Origin of the sequence: Streptomyces sp. NPDC085596 (genome assembly GCF_044541565.1) — a bacterium.
Lineage (GTDB): Bacteria > Actinomycetota > Actinomycetes > Streptomycetales > Streptomycetaceae > Streptomyces.
Genome location: NZ_JBITTC010000001.1, coordinates 747401 through 760414, shown reverse-complemented (window position 1 = coordinate 760414; position 13014 = coordinate 747401). Strand labels below are relative to the sequence as shown.

15 protein-coding genes are annotated in these 13014 nt (G+C 70.9%); 8 read left to right on the top strand and 7 right to left on the bottom strand.

The features are described 5' to 3' along the window. Window positions 1–47 precede the first annotated feature (47 nt). The 3 genes from ACIGA3_RS03490 to ACIGA3_RS03480 all read left to right on the top strand — a co-directional run bounded on the left by ACIGA3_RS03490 (window position 48) and on the right by ACIGA3_RS03480 (window position 4409). The gene (locus ACIGA3_RS03490; protein ID WP_399710107.1) at window positions 48–893 is read left to right on the top strand and encodes a DegV family protein; all 846 of its coding nucleotides are present in this window, start codon (window positions 48–50) and stop codon (window positions 891–893) included. A gap of 106 nt (window positions 894–999) precedes the next feature. Further along, window positions 1000–1923 (top strand): helix-hairpin-helix domain-containing protein, encoded by a 924-nt coding sequence (locus ACIGA3_RS03485; protein ID WP_399710105.1) that lies wholly within the window; start codon window positions 1000–1002, stop codon window positions 1921–1923. Then, entirely contained in the window at window positions 1920–4409 is a 2490-nt protein-coding gene (locus ACIGA3_RS03480; protein WP_399710103.1) for a ComEC/Rec2 family competence protein, read from the top strand. Before ACIGA3_RS03485 ends, ACIGA3_RS03480 begins: the two co-directional genes overlap by 4 nt. 16 nt (window positions 4410–4425) lie before the next feature. Here the strand turns inward: ACIGA3_RS03480 and ACIGA3_RS03475 are convergent, their stop codons facing one another. From ACIGA3_RS03475 to ACIGA3_RS03455, 5 genes are all read right to left on the bottom strand, one after another. Then, window positions 4426–4608, bottom strand: coding sequence for a hypothetical protein (locus tag ACIGA3_RS03475; protein WP_399710101.1), 183 nt, complete (start codon window positions 4606–4608; stop codon window positions 4426–4428). Then, complete coding sequence (locus ACIGA3_RS03470; RefSeq protein WP_399710099.1) at window positions 4605–5018, bottom strand: ATP-binding protein; 414 nt, start codon at window positions 5016–5018, stop codon at window positions 4605–4607. Before ACIGA3_RS03470 ends, ACIGA3_RS03475 begins: the two co-directional genes overlap by 4 nt. Window positions 5019–5181: 163 nt before the next feature. Next, window positions 5182–6030, bottom strand: coding sequence for a helix-turn-helix domain-containing protein (locus ACIGA3_RS03465; RefSeq protein WP_399710097.1), 849 nt, complete (start codon window positions 6028–6030; stop codon window positions 5182–5184). A 7-nt stretch (window positions 6031–6037) separates the two neighbouring features. Then, on the bottom strand, window positions 6038–6562 hold the full coding sequence (locus ACIGA3_RS03460; RefSeq protein ID WP_399710096.1) for a DUF6879 family protein: 525 nt from the start codon (window positions 6560–6562) through the stop codon (window positions 6038–6040). Further along, entirely contained in the window at window positions 6534–6776 is a 243-nt protein-coding gene (locus tag ACIGA3_RS03455) for a hypothetical protein (protein ID WP_399710094.1), read from the bottom strand. Before ACIGA3_RS03455 ends, ACIGA3_RS03460 begins: the two co-directional genes overlap by 29 nt. A gap of 498 nt (window positions 6777–7274) precedes the next feature. On the opposite strand from ACIGA3_RS03455, the gene ACIGA3_RS03450 reads away from it, so the two are divergent. Further along, complete coding sequence (locus ACIGA3_RS03450) at window positions 7275–7790, top strand: hypothetical protein (protein WP_399710092.1); 516 nt, start codon at window positions 7275–7277, stop codon at window positions 7788–7790. Window positions 7791–8059: 269 nt separating this feature from the next. Here ACIGA3_RS03450 and ACIGA3_RS03445 read toward each other — a convergent pair whose 3' ends face one another. Next, a complete protein-coding gene (locus ACIGA3_RS03445; RefSeq protein WP_399710090.1) occupies window positions 8060–8716 on the bottom strand; it encodes a hypothetical protein in 657 nt (218 codons plus the stop codon). 309 nt (window positions 8717–9025) lie between these two features. On the opposite strand from ACIGA3_RS03445, the gene ACIGA3_RS03440 reads away from it, so the two are divergent. The 4 genes from ACIGA3_RS03440 to holA all read left to right on the top strand — a co-directional run bounded on the left by ACIGA3_RS03440 (window position 9026) and on the right by holA (window position 12275). Then, on the top strand, window positions 9026–9829 hold the full coding sequence (locus ACIGA3_RS03440) for an arylamine N-acetyltransferase (protein ID WP_399710089.1): 804 nt from the start codon (window positions 9026–9028) through the stop codon (window positions 9827–9829). A gap of 116 nt (window positions 9830–9945) precedes the next feature. Continuing rightward, window positions 9946–10827 carry a YceI family protein gene (locus ACIGA3_RS03435; protein ID WP_399710087.1) on the top strand — a complete coding sequence of 294 codons (882 nt, stop codon included), beginning with the start codon at window positions 9946–9948 and terminating at the stop codon, window positions 10825–10827. Between the two features lie 74 nt (window positions 10828–10901). After that, window positions 10902–11147: a hypothetical protein gene (locus ACIGA3_RS03430; protein WP_399710085.1), complete on the top strand. Its 246-nt coding sequence runs from the start codon at window positions 10902–10904 to the stop codon at window positions 11145–11147. 138 nt (window positions 11148–11285) lie between these two features. Then, on the top strand, window positions 11286–12275 hold the full coding sequence (holA, locus tag ACIGA3_RS03425) for a DNA polymerase III subunit delta (RefSeq protein ID WP_399710083.1): 990 nt from the start codon (window positions 11286–11288) through the stop codon (window positions 12273–12275). A 305-nt stretch (window positions 12276–12580) separates the two neighbouring features. Here holA and rpsT read toward each other — a convergent pair whose 3' ends face one another. Beyond that, on the bottom strand, window positions 12581–12847 hold the full coding sequence (rpsT, locus tag ACIGA3_RS03420) for a 30S ribosomal protein S20 (protein ID WP_399710081.1): 267 nt from the start codon (window positions 12845–12847) through the stop codon (window positions 12581–12583). Window positions 12848–13014: the final 167 nt, after the last annotated feature.

Genomic DNA, 13014 nt, shown 5'->3' with positions numbered 1-13014 from the left:
CGGGGCCGGACTGCCGTGCGGGCGCGACGGCAGGTAACCTCCAGCTCATGTCCCGCCATGTCGCTATCGTCACCGATTCAACGGCCTACTTGCCGCCGGGGCTGATGGAGCGCCACGGCATCACCTCGGTGCCGCTGACCGTGGTCCTCGGCGACCAGGCGCTCGAAGAGGGCACCGAGATCTCCACCCGCTCCCTGGCCCAGGCCCTCCAGAAGCGGCGCCCGGTCACCACCTCCCGCCCCAGCCCCGAGGAGTTCGCCCGCACCTACCGTGAGGTCGCGGACACGGGCGCGGACGGCATCGTCTCCCTGCACCTCTCCGCCGAGCTGTCCGGCACCTACGATGCGGCCGTACTGGCGGCCCGCGAGGCACCGGTGCCGGTCCGGGTCGTCGACACCGGCATGGTCGCCATGGCACTCGGCTTCTGCGCGCTGTCCGCCGCCGAGGCTGCGGAGGCGGACGGCACGGTCGACGAGGCGGTAACCGCCGCCGAGAAACGGGCCGCGGGGACTTCCGCCCACTTCTACGTCGACACCCTCGACTATCTGCGCCGGGGCGGCCGCATCGGCACCGCCCAGGCGCTGCTCGGCTCCGCCCTCGCCGTCAAACCCCTGCTCCGGCTGGAGAACGGGCGGATCGAGCTGCTGGAGAAGGTGCGTACCGCGTCGAAGGCGATCGCCCGGCTGGAGGAGATCGTGGTGGAGCGGGCGGGCGGGGCGGAGGTGGATATCGCTGTCCACCATCTGTCCGCGCCCGAGCGTGCCGCGGGGTTGGCCGAGCGGCTGCGTGAACGGGTGCCCGGGCTGGCAGAGTTGCATGTCAGCGAGGTGGGGGCGGTGATCGGGGCGCATACGGGGCCCGGGCTGCTGGGGGTCGTGGTCTCGCCTCGGTGAGGCGCCCTTCACCCGTGAGGGTGGCGGGGTTATCCACAACGGGGTTCTTTTCCACGGGAATTGACCAAGATCCACTTTTGCTGGCGGAGTGTCCGATCCTCGTGCCATGACACTTCGATCACTGACCCGTGCGGCCACTCCGACCAGCGGTCCCGGCAGGGGGCCTTCCTCCGACGGCCGCGTCCGTCATCGCCGTCCGCCTGAGCGCGGTCGCGCCCGGCATCGTTCACCTGTGCCGGGGGAGGAGGTGCGCCGGCGGGCGGGGCGGCTGTTCGGTGAGGCGGGTGTGGAGTCGGGGAGCGGGCCGCCGACAGGCTCGGGGGCCTTGTGCGGCGAGGGTCCACTCTCGGATTCCGGCCGGCGGGAGCGGACTGGGCTCGCGCTGCGGGACCGGGTGCCGATGTGGGTGCAGGCGCGCTGCGGGGTGGAGCGGCGGGGAGTGCTCGCGCTCGGTGTGGTGCTGGTGCTGGCCGCTGTACTCGCCGCCCAGCATTTCTGGAGTGGGCGTACGCAGAATGTGAGTGCGCCTCAGGTGGTGCGTGAGGCTCCGGTGCGGGAGAAGGGGCCGGGCGCGGGTTCCGGGATGGCGATCGGGTCACCGGGCGCGCAGATCGTGGTGGACGTCGGCGGCAAGGTGCGAGATCCGGGGATTCGGCGGCTGCCGTCAGGGTCGCGGGTGGCGGACGCGCTGAAGGCTGCCGGGGGAGTGCGGCCGGGGGTGCGGGCCGAGGGACTGAACCGGGCCCGCTTCCTGATGGACGGGGAGCAGATCGTGGTGGGGGCGTCGGGCGTGCCGGGCGCTGTCGCGGGTCCCGCTCAAGCCGGGGCGACCCCCTCGGCGCCGGTGTCGCTCGGCACGGCGACCGTGGAACAGCTCGACACGCTGCCCGGCGTGGGCCCGGTGCTGGCCCAGCGCATCATCGACTACCGCACCCAGCACGGCGGTTTCCGCTCCGTGGACGAGCTGCGCCAGGTGGACGGCATCGGTGACCGGCGCTTCTCGGATCTCCGCGCACGGGTGGGGCCGTGACGGCCGAGCACGACCCCGGCTGGAAGGGCGACTCCCACCCCCGGCAGGAGGGCCCGGTCGATCTGCGGCTCGTACCGCCCGCGCTCGCCGCGTGGGCGACGGCGGCACTGGTCCTGGACGTTCCGCTGGCGTGGAGCCTCGGGGTGGCGGGCGCGTGCCTCGTCGTCGGGGTCGCGTTGCTTCGGGTGGGGGCCGGCCGGTATCGCGCTCCGGTCGCGGCGGTGCTGCTCTGCGTCGCCGCGTCCGCCGTCTCGGCGGGGCTGCACGGGGCCGACGTACGGCGCGGGCCGGTGCCGGAGGTGGCGCGGAGCTTCGGCACGGTGGCGGTCGAGGTGGAGCTGACCGGCGACCCGTGGCTGAGCAAGCCTCGGGTGCGGGGGGATCGTGCGGCGCCGGTGGGGGTGCTGGCGCGGGGTGAGGTGCGGAGGGTGGGGGAGGAGGGGGCGGGGGGAGGGGAGGGGGCCCTCACCCGGAGTCCCGTACTTCTCGTCGTGGACGCCGACGTACCGGCGCCCGGAGTGAGAGGCGGCGGAACCGAGGCCCGTGCGGCGTGGATCCGGCTGCTGCCCTCCACCCGACTCCGCCTGACCGGCAGGCTCGCGCCACCCACGACGGCCGGTGACCGCACCGCCGCCGTCCTGCGCGTACGAAGCTGTCCGCCACCGGAAATCGCATCGGGCCCGACCGCTCCGCAACGGCTGGCGGGCCGCCTCCGGGCCGGACTACGGCAGGCGACCGAGGAACTCCCGCCGGACGCGCGGGCGTTGCTGCCGGGCCTGGTCGTCGGAGACACCTCCCGTATCACCCCCGAACTGGACGAAGCCTTCAAAGCGACCGACCTCGCGCACACCCTGGCCGTCTCCGGAAGCAACCTCACGATCCTGCTGGCCCTGCTCATCGGCCCACCGGGCATGGCCGGCCTCGCCGAACGCCGGGGCATCGCTCCCTTCCTGGGCCTGTCCCTGCGCACCACCGCCCTGCTCGCGGGCGCGCTGACCGTGGCCTTCGTGATCGTGTGCCGCCCCGACCCCAGCGTGCTGCGCGCGGCCGCCTGCGGTTCCGGCGCCCTGCTGGCCCTGGCGACCGGCCGCCGCAGATCGCTCGTACCGGCGCTCGCCACGGCCGTACTCCTGCTGGTCCTGTACGACCCCTGGCTGAGCCGGAGTTACGGCTTCGTCCTCTCGGTACTGGCGACCGGCGCGCTGCTCTTGCTGGCGCCGCGCTGGAGCGAGGCCCTGCTGCGGCGCGGGGTACCCGCCCGGCTCGCGGAGGGGCTGGCGGCGGCCGCGGCGGCGCAGGCGGCATGCGCGCCGGTCGTGGCGGTGCTGTCGGCCCGGGTGAGCCTGGTGGCGGTGCCGTGCAACCTGCTGGTGGAGCTGGCCGTGGCGCCTGCGACCGTGCTCGGGTTCGCGGCGCTGGCGGCGGCGCCAGTGTCGATGCCGTTGGCCAAGGCGCTGGCGTGGTGCGCGGGTTGGCCCGCCGGGTGGATCGCCACCGTGGCCCGTACCGGCGCGGCCCAGCCCGGCGCGGGCGTGGACTGGCCGGGCAGTTGGCCGGGGGCGCTGCTGCTGGCCGCCGTCACCGTGGTCCTCGCCCTCCTCGGACGGCGCCTGATCCGGCACCCCTGGTGGTGCGGCGCGCTCGCCCTGCTCCTGCTGCTGGTGGTCGTACGCCCCACCCCGCTGACCCGCGCGGTCACCGGCTGGCCCCCGCCCGACTGGCGGTTCGCCATGTGCGACGTGGGACAGGGCGACGCCACCGTGCTGGCGGCCGGAGCGGGCGCCGGTGTGGTGGTGGACGCGGGACCCGACCCGACACCGGTCGACCGCTGCCTGCGCGAACTGGGCATCACCCGCGTTCCCCTCGTCGTCCTCACCCACTTCCACGCCGACCACGTAGGCGGGCTCTCCGGAGTACTGAGGGGCCGCTCGGTAGCCGCGATCGAGACCACGGGGTTCGCCGAACCCGCCGACCAGGCCGAGTCCGTACGCCGCGAGGCCGCCGCCCACCACATTCCCCTCACCACGGCAGCAGCGGGCGAGGAACGCCGAGCGGGCCCCCTCACCTGGCGCGTCCTGTGGCCGCAGGCCGGCGAGCCGGTGCCCCCGGACGGCCCGAACGACGCCAGCATCACCCTCCTCGTCCAGACCGCCGGCCTCCGCCTGCTCCTCCTCGGCGACCTCGAACCCCCCGCCCAACAGGAGCTGCTCCGCACCCCACAGGCCGCCGACCTGTCCCACGTGGATGTCCTGAAGGTCGCCCACCACGGCTCGGCCTACCAGGACCCCGACCTCCTCCGCCTTACCGCCCCCCGCCTAGCCCTCATCTCCTGCGGCACCGACAACCCGTACGGCCACCCGGCCCCCTCCACCATGGCCGCCCTGCGCTCCGCCGGAGCCACGGTGCTGCGCACCGACCGGGACGGCGCCCTCGCCCTCACCGGCACGGGTGGACCACACGGCGAGCTGAAGGTGATGCGGGACTGAGCGCAGGATCGCGGACCTACGCCTGCTCTGATGTGATCATGGTCAGCCCCTCGGGGTCCTCGGCCACCCAGGTCGGACCACCACCCGCATGGGGCCGGAGGATGTACCTCTCGCCCCCTTGGACATCGGTCACGATGGCCTTCCTGCCGGTGGCCCCGTCGCGTACCGCGTCGCCCACCCAGGGCTTGCCGTCCTTCATCGCGCCTCATCCCAGAACTCGCCCCACACCTGCTTGCCCCACGGGTACAGCTCGGTGCCCCAACGAGCCGTCAGCGTGTCCACGATCAGGAGGCCGCGACCCCGTAATGGAGCACCGCTGAACTCGGTCCGGAGGACCGGCAGGACCTTCGACCGGTCGACCACACCCAGGCGGACCGTGTCCGCCGTGGGCCGCCCGACGATCACCCGGATCGAGGCGCACCGGGCGTGCTCGACGGAGTTGGCGACCAGCTCCGACGTGACGGTGACGGCATCCTCGATCAGCCCGTCCATGCGCCACGCCGCGAGGGCGGTCCGGACGAGCCTGCGGGCCTCGGCGGCGCTTTCCGGCTGCCGGGGGAGGGTCTGGGAGTACCCGGGGTGCCCCGTGGGGCGGGGTGTGACGGTCATTGTCATCGGGACCTCGTCCGCTGTCGAACGTCCAGGAAGCCGCCGACTGCGCGTCACATGCCGGTTCTAGAAGGCGGGATGGCCCGAACAGCAAGCGGTGTGAAGCGACCGTAGGGAAGGCGCGGAAAACGCCTCAACGAGTTTCTACCGTTTTCTACGAGGATTACCCAAGGTGGGCAATGGCGCTGGTGATCAGGTCCCGCGCCGCACTGCCGTAGACCGCCATGTCGGCCATCTCCTTGCTGGCCCTGACGTACTGCTCGACCTCACCGGGAGCCGTGATCTTGACGGCCGCCGACAGCAGCTCGACATGCACGCGGGCGTCGTCGAAGACGTTGAAGGTCTCCAGGGTCCAGAGCGGCCGGGAAGCGGAGAAGGGGATCACGCCGAGGCTCACCGACGGGAGGGACATCAGCGTGAGCAGATAGCCCAGTTGACCCGCCATCGTCTCGGGATCGCCGACCCGGTACCGGAGGACCGACTCCTCCACCAGCACGGAGAACCGGTTGCCGTTGATGAAGAGCACCCGGGACCGCCGCATCCGGGCATCCACGGCCTCCGCCACGTCGTTGGGCGTGCGGTGGAACCGGGAGATCGAGTTGAGGAGCGCGGTGGCGTAGGAGGGCGTCTGGAGGAGCCCGGGGATCACGGTGGAGCAGTAGATCCGGAAGAGCCGCGTGCGCTCGTACAGCTCGACCCGGGACTCCTGGAGGTGCCGCAGGCCGGTGCGCTGCACGCGGCGCCACTCCATGTACATCGAGTCGGCGGACTGGGCGGAGGCCACCAGGTCGTCGGCCAGGTTCTCGGCTCCGCAGGCCACGCACCAGACCCGGATGTCGGCTATGCCGGGAGGGGTCCGGGCGTGCTCGATGCGGGAGACCTTCGAGGGATACCAGTCCAGCCGCCGTGCGAGCTCGGTGGCTGTCAGCCCCGCCTCCTTGCGGATCTCCCGCAGGCGGGCAGCCAGTTGTTGCCGGGCAGCTTGTACGGCGGCTGTCGGTGACTCGGTCATGCCTCGCTCAGGTCGTGTAGCGGTCGTGCGGGAGGGCTCGGGTCCAGATGCTCTCGAACGCCTCGGAGACGCTCTTGATCAGGGCAGGGTCTTCGCTCAGCGTGTGTCCGACGAAGGCCCCGTCACCGGAGAAGAGGCCGAACCGGATCAGGTCCGTGTCGAAGAGCCACAGGTCGTTACCGGGTATCAGCAGGTCCGAGGCCATCCGCCGGGGAAGCCACCGCACCTCTTCGCCCGCCATGACGTTCTGGAACGTACACGCGTGCTCGTAGCGGATGTACTCCGAGAGGGGCTCGGAGACGACCCGTGCCCGGCGGACCCGCACGCCCCGCTCCACGGCTTCGGCCACGGAGGAGTGGAAGTCGTTCCACCACTCGTCCCGGTTCTCCCGGCTGTGCCGCCGGCCGGCTCGCCAGGCGGCGAAGTCCTCGTTCTCGTCCGCGACACCGTAGACGTCGCGGGTCTCAAGGTGGACGGCACTGTGTCGGCAGCGGGCGAGCAGTTCAGCGAACGGCGGGACCGTCTGCGACATCACACGCCTCCCTGATCGCCGCCACCATGCGAGCGGGCAGCCGGACGACGGCCTCCGTATCCGGGATGCCCCCGGTCTCCAGGCACTCCCGCTCCGTCTCAGCGTCCGCCTTCCACCCCTGGACGACGAAGTCCCCGTTCGCCTCGTCGACCCAGACGGTCGGGCAGTTGTCGCCGTTGGTGTTTGGGTCCTTTGCGATGAACCGTAACGACATGGCTCTCCTCAAGTCCTCAGGCTTCTACAGACTTCTACAACGGTCATCCAAAGGAGTAACCGCGTCAAGACCACGACGAGCGGCCCGAATAGAAAGAAGTGCCCCGGCCAGCAGTCCGAGACGCCCAGGAGGACACCCAGCCATGCGGCTCGTCCTGCCCGTCGCCCGGATCTTTGCCGCGCCAGCCTTCGGCCTCTGCGTAGAAGGTCGGGGCCCACGGCCGGCCCACCCCCTCACGCGTACGGGAGGACGGCCGACCGGTCAGGGCGTGAAGGTGTCACTGCGGTGTCCGTTGTGCCATCTTGGGTTAGTGGCCGTGGACTTGAGTAGTGAGGACGCCATCGGCGGAGTGATTGCGCTGGCTGCCATGGGTCTTGTATTTGCTTGAGCGTCATGGAGAGTCGCTCGGTCCCAAAGCAGTCGACTACGAACGCGACCGACGGAAACGCGAGTTGCTTGGGCCTGCGGCCACCCAGTCTCAGCCGAACGGAACTGGGGATGCCGACGGAACCGGAGACTCGGTTCGCGAAGCTTCTCATCGAGTACTACGCCCATGGGCTCACTCAGGCCCGCCGCAGTTTCAGCGTCAGCCTGACCTGCTCGGCACTGGGCGGTCTTGTCCTGATCTCTGGCATCGGCATGGCAATCTTCAAGGCTGAGAGCACCGGGGATCAGTACGCGTCCATCACGGCGAGCGTGGCCGGACTCCTCATGACGGTTATCGGCACCTTGTTTCACCGGCGAGCCGACCAGGCGTTGAAGCACATGGAGTCGCAAACTCAGTCACTGCGGCAGGACATGAAGGTCGAACGAGATGCGGATCAAGCGATCCGGCTGTTGGAGGAAGTCGATGACCCGGCGCTCAAGGCCCATCTCCAGGCCGCGCTGATCCTCAAGTTCTCCGCTGCCGACCTGCCCCGACTGGGCGGCGCCGTGAAGGGGACTGAGCCTCTTTCGCAGGCGAATAGTCACGGCAGCGTTCCGCAGCAGCAGGGCGACAGTCCGGCGCCGTAAGGTCAGGCCACTGCGCTCAGGGCCTGCTTCGCCGTGACCTTCAGGTGTCCACGGCGCGCCCAGGAGTAGACCGTCTAACGCTGACGCCCGTGAAGAGCGCCGCGTCCTGGACCGTCGTCCCAGACCTCGTCCTCCACTGACGGTCTCCTCGGGAGGGCGAAAGGCCCCGGTCTCCGGCTGGAGTCGGCCCTGCACGTGGACACAAAGATCCTGCTGACCACGATTATGCGGAGTGCCGTTCCGAAGCGGAAGCGTCGTTCTGACGGCTGTCAGTACGCCGGATCGTCGGCCACGGCGTCCTCTTCGCGCGGGTCGACGTTGGCGGGATCAGGGTCCTGCAACCGCTCGAAGCGGCGACGCTGGGCCAACTCGTGCTGGACGGCCCTACGCTGCTTTTCCTCCGTCCGCTCGGAGAGGGGCGGAAGGGGATCGGAACGGATGTAGGCCGATAGGAGTTCGGTCAGCTCGTCCGTCAGCTCCGCGAGCCAGCTCACCGCGAAGAAGTGCAGGACACCGGCGGCCCTGAATCGCCTCATGACCATGAGGAGGGCCTTCACGTGGTCACGAAGTTCCCGGTCCGGGATGCGGGCCACGGCCCTTTCTATGTTTTGCATGTGGCCGAACACGGTTTCCAGGTATGACGCGCTCTCGTCCGTACGCATCGTGGCGACATCGCCCCTGACAGACCCCAGGAACTCGCCGAGCGTGATCAGCTCGTTCAGGGCCTTGTCCGCCGCTACCTGGCCGATCTCCCGGAGGCGGGCCTCCCGAGCCTGCTTCCCTTGATGGGACAGGGTGAGCCACACGCCGCCAAGGGACGCCACGCCACCCACTAGGGCGCCGCCAAATCCGATCAGGCCGGAGAGCACTTCTGGTTGCATGGCGATCATCATGCCGACGGGACCGGGTTCCGGGGGGCTGATCATGCCAAGTTCTCGGCCGGCTCGCGCTGCAACGCGGGAGGAACACTCATCTGTGGCGATCAGGCCCCTGGCGGCCGTGATCGAGACCATGTCGAGGGCGCAGGGCTTCAGGTCCCGGCCGCCTCCCGGAGCGCAGGTGTCTCGCCCCCTTTGCCCGGTATTCCATCGTTTGGTGAGGTGCCGGGTTTCGGTAGAGCCACGGTTCTCCACAGCGGCTGGGGCGCGCCCTCACCCTGACCGGCAAAGGTGGACCGCACGCCGAAATGAAGCTGACGCGGGACCATGCGCCCCACCGCCCACCACACTGGCCTCATGAATCCCACCCAGACCGACGCCTACCTCCAACGCCTCGGCGCGGAGCACCGCCCGAGCCCCACCACCGAAGCCCTGCGGGACCTGCACCTGCGCCACCTCCAGTCGGTCCCCTTCGAGAACCTGTCGATCCACCTCGGCGAGCCCGTCGTCCTGAAGGAGGAAGCGCTGCTGGACAAGGTGGTCGGAGCCCGCCGGGGCGGCTTCTGCTATGAACTCAACGGCGCCTTCGGTCTGTTGCTCGCTTCGCTCGGCTACGAGGTTCAGCTCCTCGCAGGCCGGGTTCACGGGGACGAGGGCCGGCTCGGTATCCCGTACGACCATCTCGCCCTGCGGGTAAGGACGGTGGACGGCGACGACCTCATCGCCGACGTGGGCTTCGGGGCGCACAGCCACGGGCCGCTGGGCTTCGGCGAGCGCGGGGACCAGATGGACCCCGGTGGGACCTTCCGGGTGGTGGAGGTGGGCGAGGATTTCGACGTCCTCCGGGACGGCAAGCCGCAGTACCGGCTGGAGCAACGGCCCCGCACGCTCCCCGACTTCCGCGCGGGAGCCTGGTGGCACTCCACCTCGCCCGAGTCGCACTTCACCCGGTCCCTGGTGTGCTCGCGGATCACGGCCGACGGCGGCCGGATCACGCTCAGCGGACGGACGTTGACGACCACGGACGCCGAGGGGCGGAAGGAGGTGCGTGAGCTGGGCGCGGACGAGGAGGCGCTCGCGGTGTACCGGGACGGGTTCGGGATCGGGCTGAGCGCTGTGCCCACGGTGCGGAACCCGAGCCGGAGCGGCCAATTCGGGTGACTTCCGGCGCATGGGCCGTACTCCCGTGATGTGGGCCCGTTTTGCTCGAAAGCCGCATCGGTGATCGAATGACCCTTCGGCAACACAGGATGTCGAGGCGCACAGGAGTGGCGTACATGTTCGGCCGGTGGCTGGAGAAACGAACGGACCGGGTCCACCGGACGAGTCCACTGGCGGCGGTCCGTACCCCGGCCGACGCGGGGGTGCTGAGCTGCCGGGTGCTCGATCCGGTCAACCAGCCGGTCGCCTCGGCGGAGTTCACCGTCAGCGACAGTCTGGGCCGCAAGGTCGTCACCGGCGGCACCGACCCCTACGGCTCCTTCATGGCGACGGTCCCGGCCGGCGAGTACCGGCTCGCGGTGTCCGCCGAGGGGTACACGCCCTACCGGGCAACGGCCATGGTCGCGGAGAGCTCCCTCGCCTCGCTCGGTGACGTGACCCTCCAGGTGGCGCCTCCCACCGAGCCCCCGATGCGGGGCGACTGGGACATCGACCCGGTGCACTCCTCCATCGTCTTCACCGCACGGCACATCGGACTGGCCCGCATCCACGGGCGGTTCAACTCCTTCGCGGGCGCGGTACGGATCGCCGACCGGGTCGAGAACTCGGCGATGCACGTGGTGATCGACGCGTCCTCCATCGACACCGGTGTCCGGATGCGCGACGACCACCTGCGCTCGCCCGACTTCCTGGACGTCGGGCGGTATCCGACGCTGGAGTTCTACAGCGAGCGGTTCGTCCGCCGGGGCGGCAACCGCTGGGCCGTCACCGGCGCGCTCTCGCTGCACGGCGTGACCCGCACCGTCACCCTCCACACCGAGTACCTCGGCCTCGGGACCGGCATGGAGGGCGAGACACGCGCCGCCTGCCGCGCCACCACCGAACTCCACCGCGACGACTACACGATCAACTGGCAGACCCTGCTGGCGCGCGGCATCGCGGCGATCGGCCCGAGCATCCGGGTCGACCTGGACGTGCAGATCGTCCCGAGGGGCTGAGCGTCCCCACGGGCCGGGAGCCTGCGAGGTCCGCCCGGCGACTCCGCCCTCGCGCCGTGCCGGAGAATGGCCGCGTGAGTGATGTGAGACATGTGCTGGTGCTGCCCGACCGCGACGCCGCCGAGGAGGCCGCCGAGGCGCTCCGGGCGCGGTTCGGCGTGGACGAGGAGCCCCGGCTCCTACGGGACGCGCTGGCCGGGGAGGACGACGCCGAGGACGCCCAGTGGCTGGTGGTCCTGCGTGACGAGGCGGAGCGGCTGGACCCCGCCGAGCTGGACGCCTTCGCGGCCGAGTGGGAGGGCTGGCGCGAGGAGCCGTGAGCCCGCGGCCCTGTGCCCCGCCTCCGCGCCCGCACCGCGCGACTCCGCGCCCCTGACGCCCGTGTCGGGGTCGCTTCAGGGACCGGTCGGGGTGCGCGGGCCGGTTCGTTGTCGGTGCCGCGTGGGATGCTGTGAGTGATGGCAAGAAAGACTGCGAATGACGACCCTCTCGCCCCGGTGACCCTTGCCGTGGGCCAGGAGGACCTCCTGCTCGACCGTGCCGTGCGGGAGGTGGTGGCCGCCGCGAGGGCCACCGACGCCGACACGGACGTACGCGACCTCACCCCGGACCAGTTGCAGCCCGGCACCCTCGCCGAGCTGACCAGTCCCTCGCTCTTCGCCGAGCGCAAAGTCGTGGTCGTACGCAACGCCCAGGATCTCTCTGCCGACACGATCAAGGACGTCAAGGCGTATCTCGGGTCGCCCGCCGAGGAGATCACGCTCGTTCTGCTGCACGCGGGCGGTGCCAAGGGAAAGGGCCTGCTGGACGCGGCGCGCAAGGCGGGCGCCCGGGAGGTGGCCTGCCCGAAGATGACCAAGCCGGCCGACCGGCTGGCGTTCGTGAGAGGGGAGTTCCGGGAGTTCGGGCGTTCCGCGACGCCCGAGGCGTGCCAGACGCTGGTCGACGCGATCGGCAGCGACCTGCGCGAACTGGCCTCGGCCGTGGCCCAGCTGGTGGCCGACGTCGAGGGGACGATCGACGAGGCCGTGGTCGGGCGGTACTACACCGGGCGGGCCGAGGCATCGAGCTTCACCGTCGCCGACCGGGCGGTGGAGGGGCGTACGGCGGAGGCGCTGGAGGCGCTGCGCTGGTCGCTGTCGACCGGGGTGGCACCGGTGCTGATCACCAGCGCGCTGGCCCAGGGCGTTCGGGCCATCGGCAAGCTGTCCTCGGCGCGTGGCGGGCGTCCGGCCGACCTCGCCCGTGAGCTGGGGATGCCGCCGTGGAAGATCGACCGGGTCCGGCAGCAGATGCGGGGCTGGACCCCGGACGGGGTGTCGGTCGCGCTGCGCGCGGTCGCGGAGGCCGACGCGGGCGTGAAGGGCGGCGGCGACGACCCCGAGTACGCGCTGGAGAAGGCGGTCGTGACCATCGCCAGGGCGGCCCGCTCCCGAGGCCGCGCGTAACGAACAGGCAGTGGGCCTGAGCTTCACCGCCCAGGCCCGCACCTCCCCTGGCCCACACCCGCGCCCGCACCCGTAGCGGAACCCACCCCGGTCCCGGTCCGGCCCCGCCCCGGCCGGATGGCCCCGGGCATGCCGAAGGCCCCGGCGTCCTCCCTGGGGAGGGAGAATGCCGGGGCCTCGGGACCAAGTTGCTGAAGCCACACCCGCGTGGCGAACGCAGGCCGCGTGTGGCTTCGGGGTGCCGGACGGGAGCGGAGAGAGAGGGCCCGCTCTGGGTCCTTCCGGCGGTCAGATCAGAAGGAGGTTCAGCCCTTGAGGTCCGCGACCTTGGCCGAGAGCGCCGACTTCTTGTTGGCGGCCTGGTTCTTGTGGATGACGCCCTTCGAGACGGCCTTGTCGAGCTGACGCGCGGCAGCGCGCTGGTACTCGGTGGCCTTCTCGACGTCACCCGCGGCAGTGGCCTCGCGGGCCTTGCGGATCGCGGTCTTCAGGGAGGACTTGACGGCCTTGTTGCGCAGCCGAGCCTTCTCGTTGGTCTTGATCCGCTTGATCTGGGACTTGATGTTCGCCACGAAAGGAGCCTTTACAGGTTCAGGCACGGGCCCGTTGTCGGTCCCGCACCGGTGATCCAGAAATTTTCTGTCGCGCCTCGCGCTGAGAGGACATGAGGCACAGCGCTCTACAGTACCAGCGGCCCCGACGGCGGCCCAAAACGCTCCTCGGTCGCTCTCCGTGGGAC

What these genes read in the sequence shown, in the direction of transcription:
- ACIGA3_RS03490 (WP_399710107.1), top strand. Translation starts at nt 48, where the DNA reads ATGTCCCGCCATGTCGCTATCGTCACCGATTCAACGGCCTACTTGCCG.
- ACIGA3_RS03465 (WP_399710097.1), bottom strand. Translation starts at nt 6,030, where the DNA reads ATGACCGAGTCACCGACAGCCGCCGTACAAGCTGCCCGGCAACAACTG.
- ACIGA3_RS03440 (WP_399710089.1), top strand. Translation starts at nt 9,026, where the DNA reads ATGAATCCCACCCAGACCGACGCCTACCTCCAACGCCTCGGCGCGGAG.
- ACIGA3_RS03445 (WP_399710090.1), bottom strand. Translation starts at nt 8,716, where the DNA reads ATGATCAGCCCCCCGGAACCCGGTCCCGTCGGCATGATGATCGCCATG.
- ACIGA3_RS03450 (WP_399710092.1), top strand. Translation starts at nt 7,275, where the DNA reads ATGCCGACGGAACCGGAGACTCGGTTCGCGAAGCTTCTCATCGAGTAC.
- holA (WP_399710083.1), top strand. Translation starts at nt 11,286, where the DNA reads ATGGCAAGAAAGACTGCGAATGACGACCCTCTCGCCCCGGTGACCCTT.
- ACIGA3_RS03470 (WP_399710099.1), bottom strand. Translation starts at nt 5,018, where the DNA reads ATGACCGTCACACCCCGCCCCACGGGGCACCCCGGGTACTCCCAGACC.
- ACIGA3_RS03435 (WP_399710087.1), top strand. Translation starts at nt 9,946, where the DNA reads ATGTTCGGCCGGTGGCTGGAGAAACGAACGGACCGGGTCCACCGGACG.
- ACIGA3_RS03485 (WP_399710105.1), top strand. Translation starts at nt 1,000, where the DNA reads ATGACACTTCGATCACTGACCCGTGCGGCCACTCCGACCAGCGGTCCC.
- ACIGA3_RS03460 (WP_399710096.1), bottom strand. Translation starts at nt 6,562, where the DNA reads ATGTCGCAGACGGTCCCGCCGTTCGCTGAACTGCTCGCCCGCTGCCGA.
- ACIGA3_RS03475 (WP_399710101.1), bottom strand. Translation starts at nt 4,608, where the DNA reads ATGAAGGACGGCAAGCCCTGGGTGGGCGACGCGGTACGCGACGGGGCC.
- ACIGA3_RS03455 (WP_399710094.1), bottom strand. Translation starts at nt 6,776, where the DNA reads ATGTCGTTACGGTTCATCGCAAAGGACCCAAACACCAACGGCGACAAC.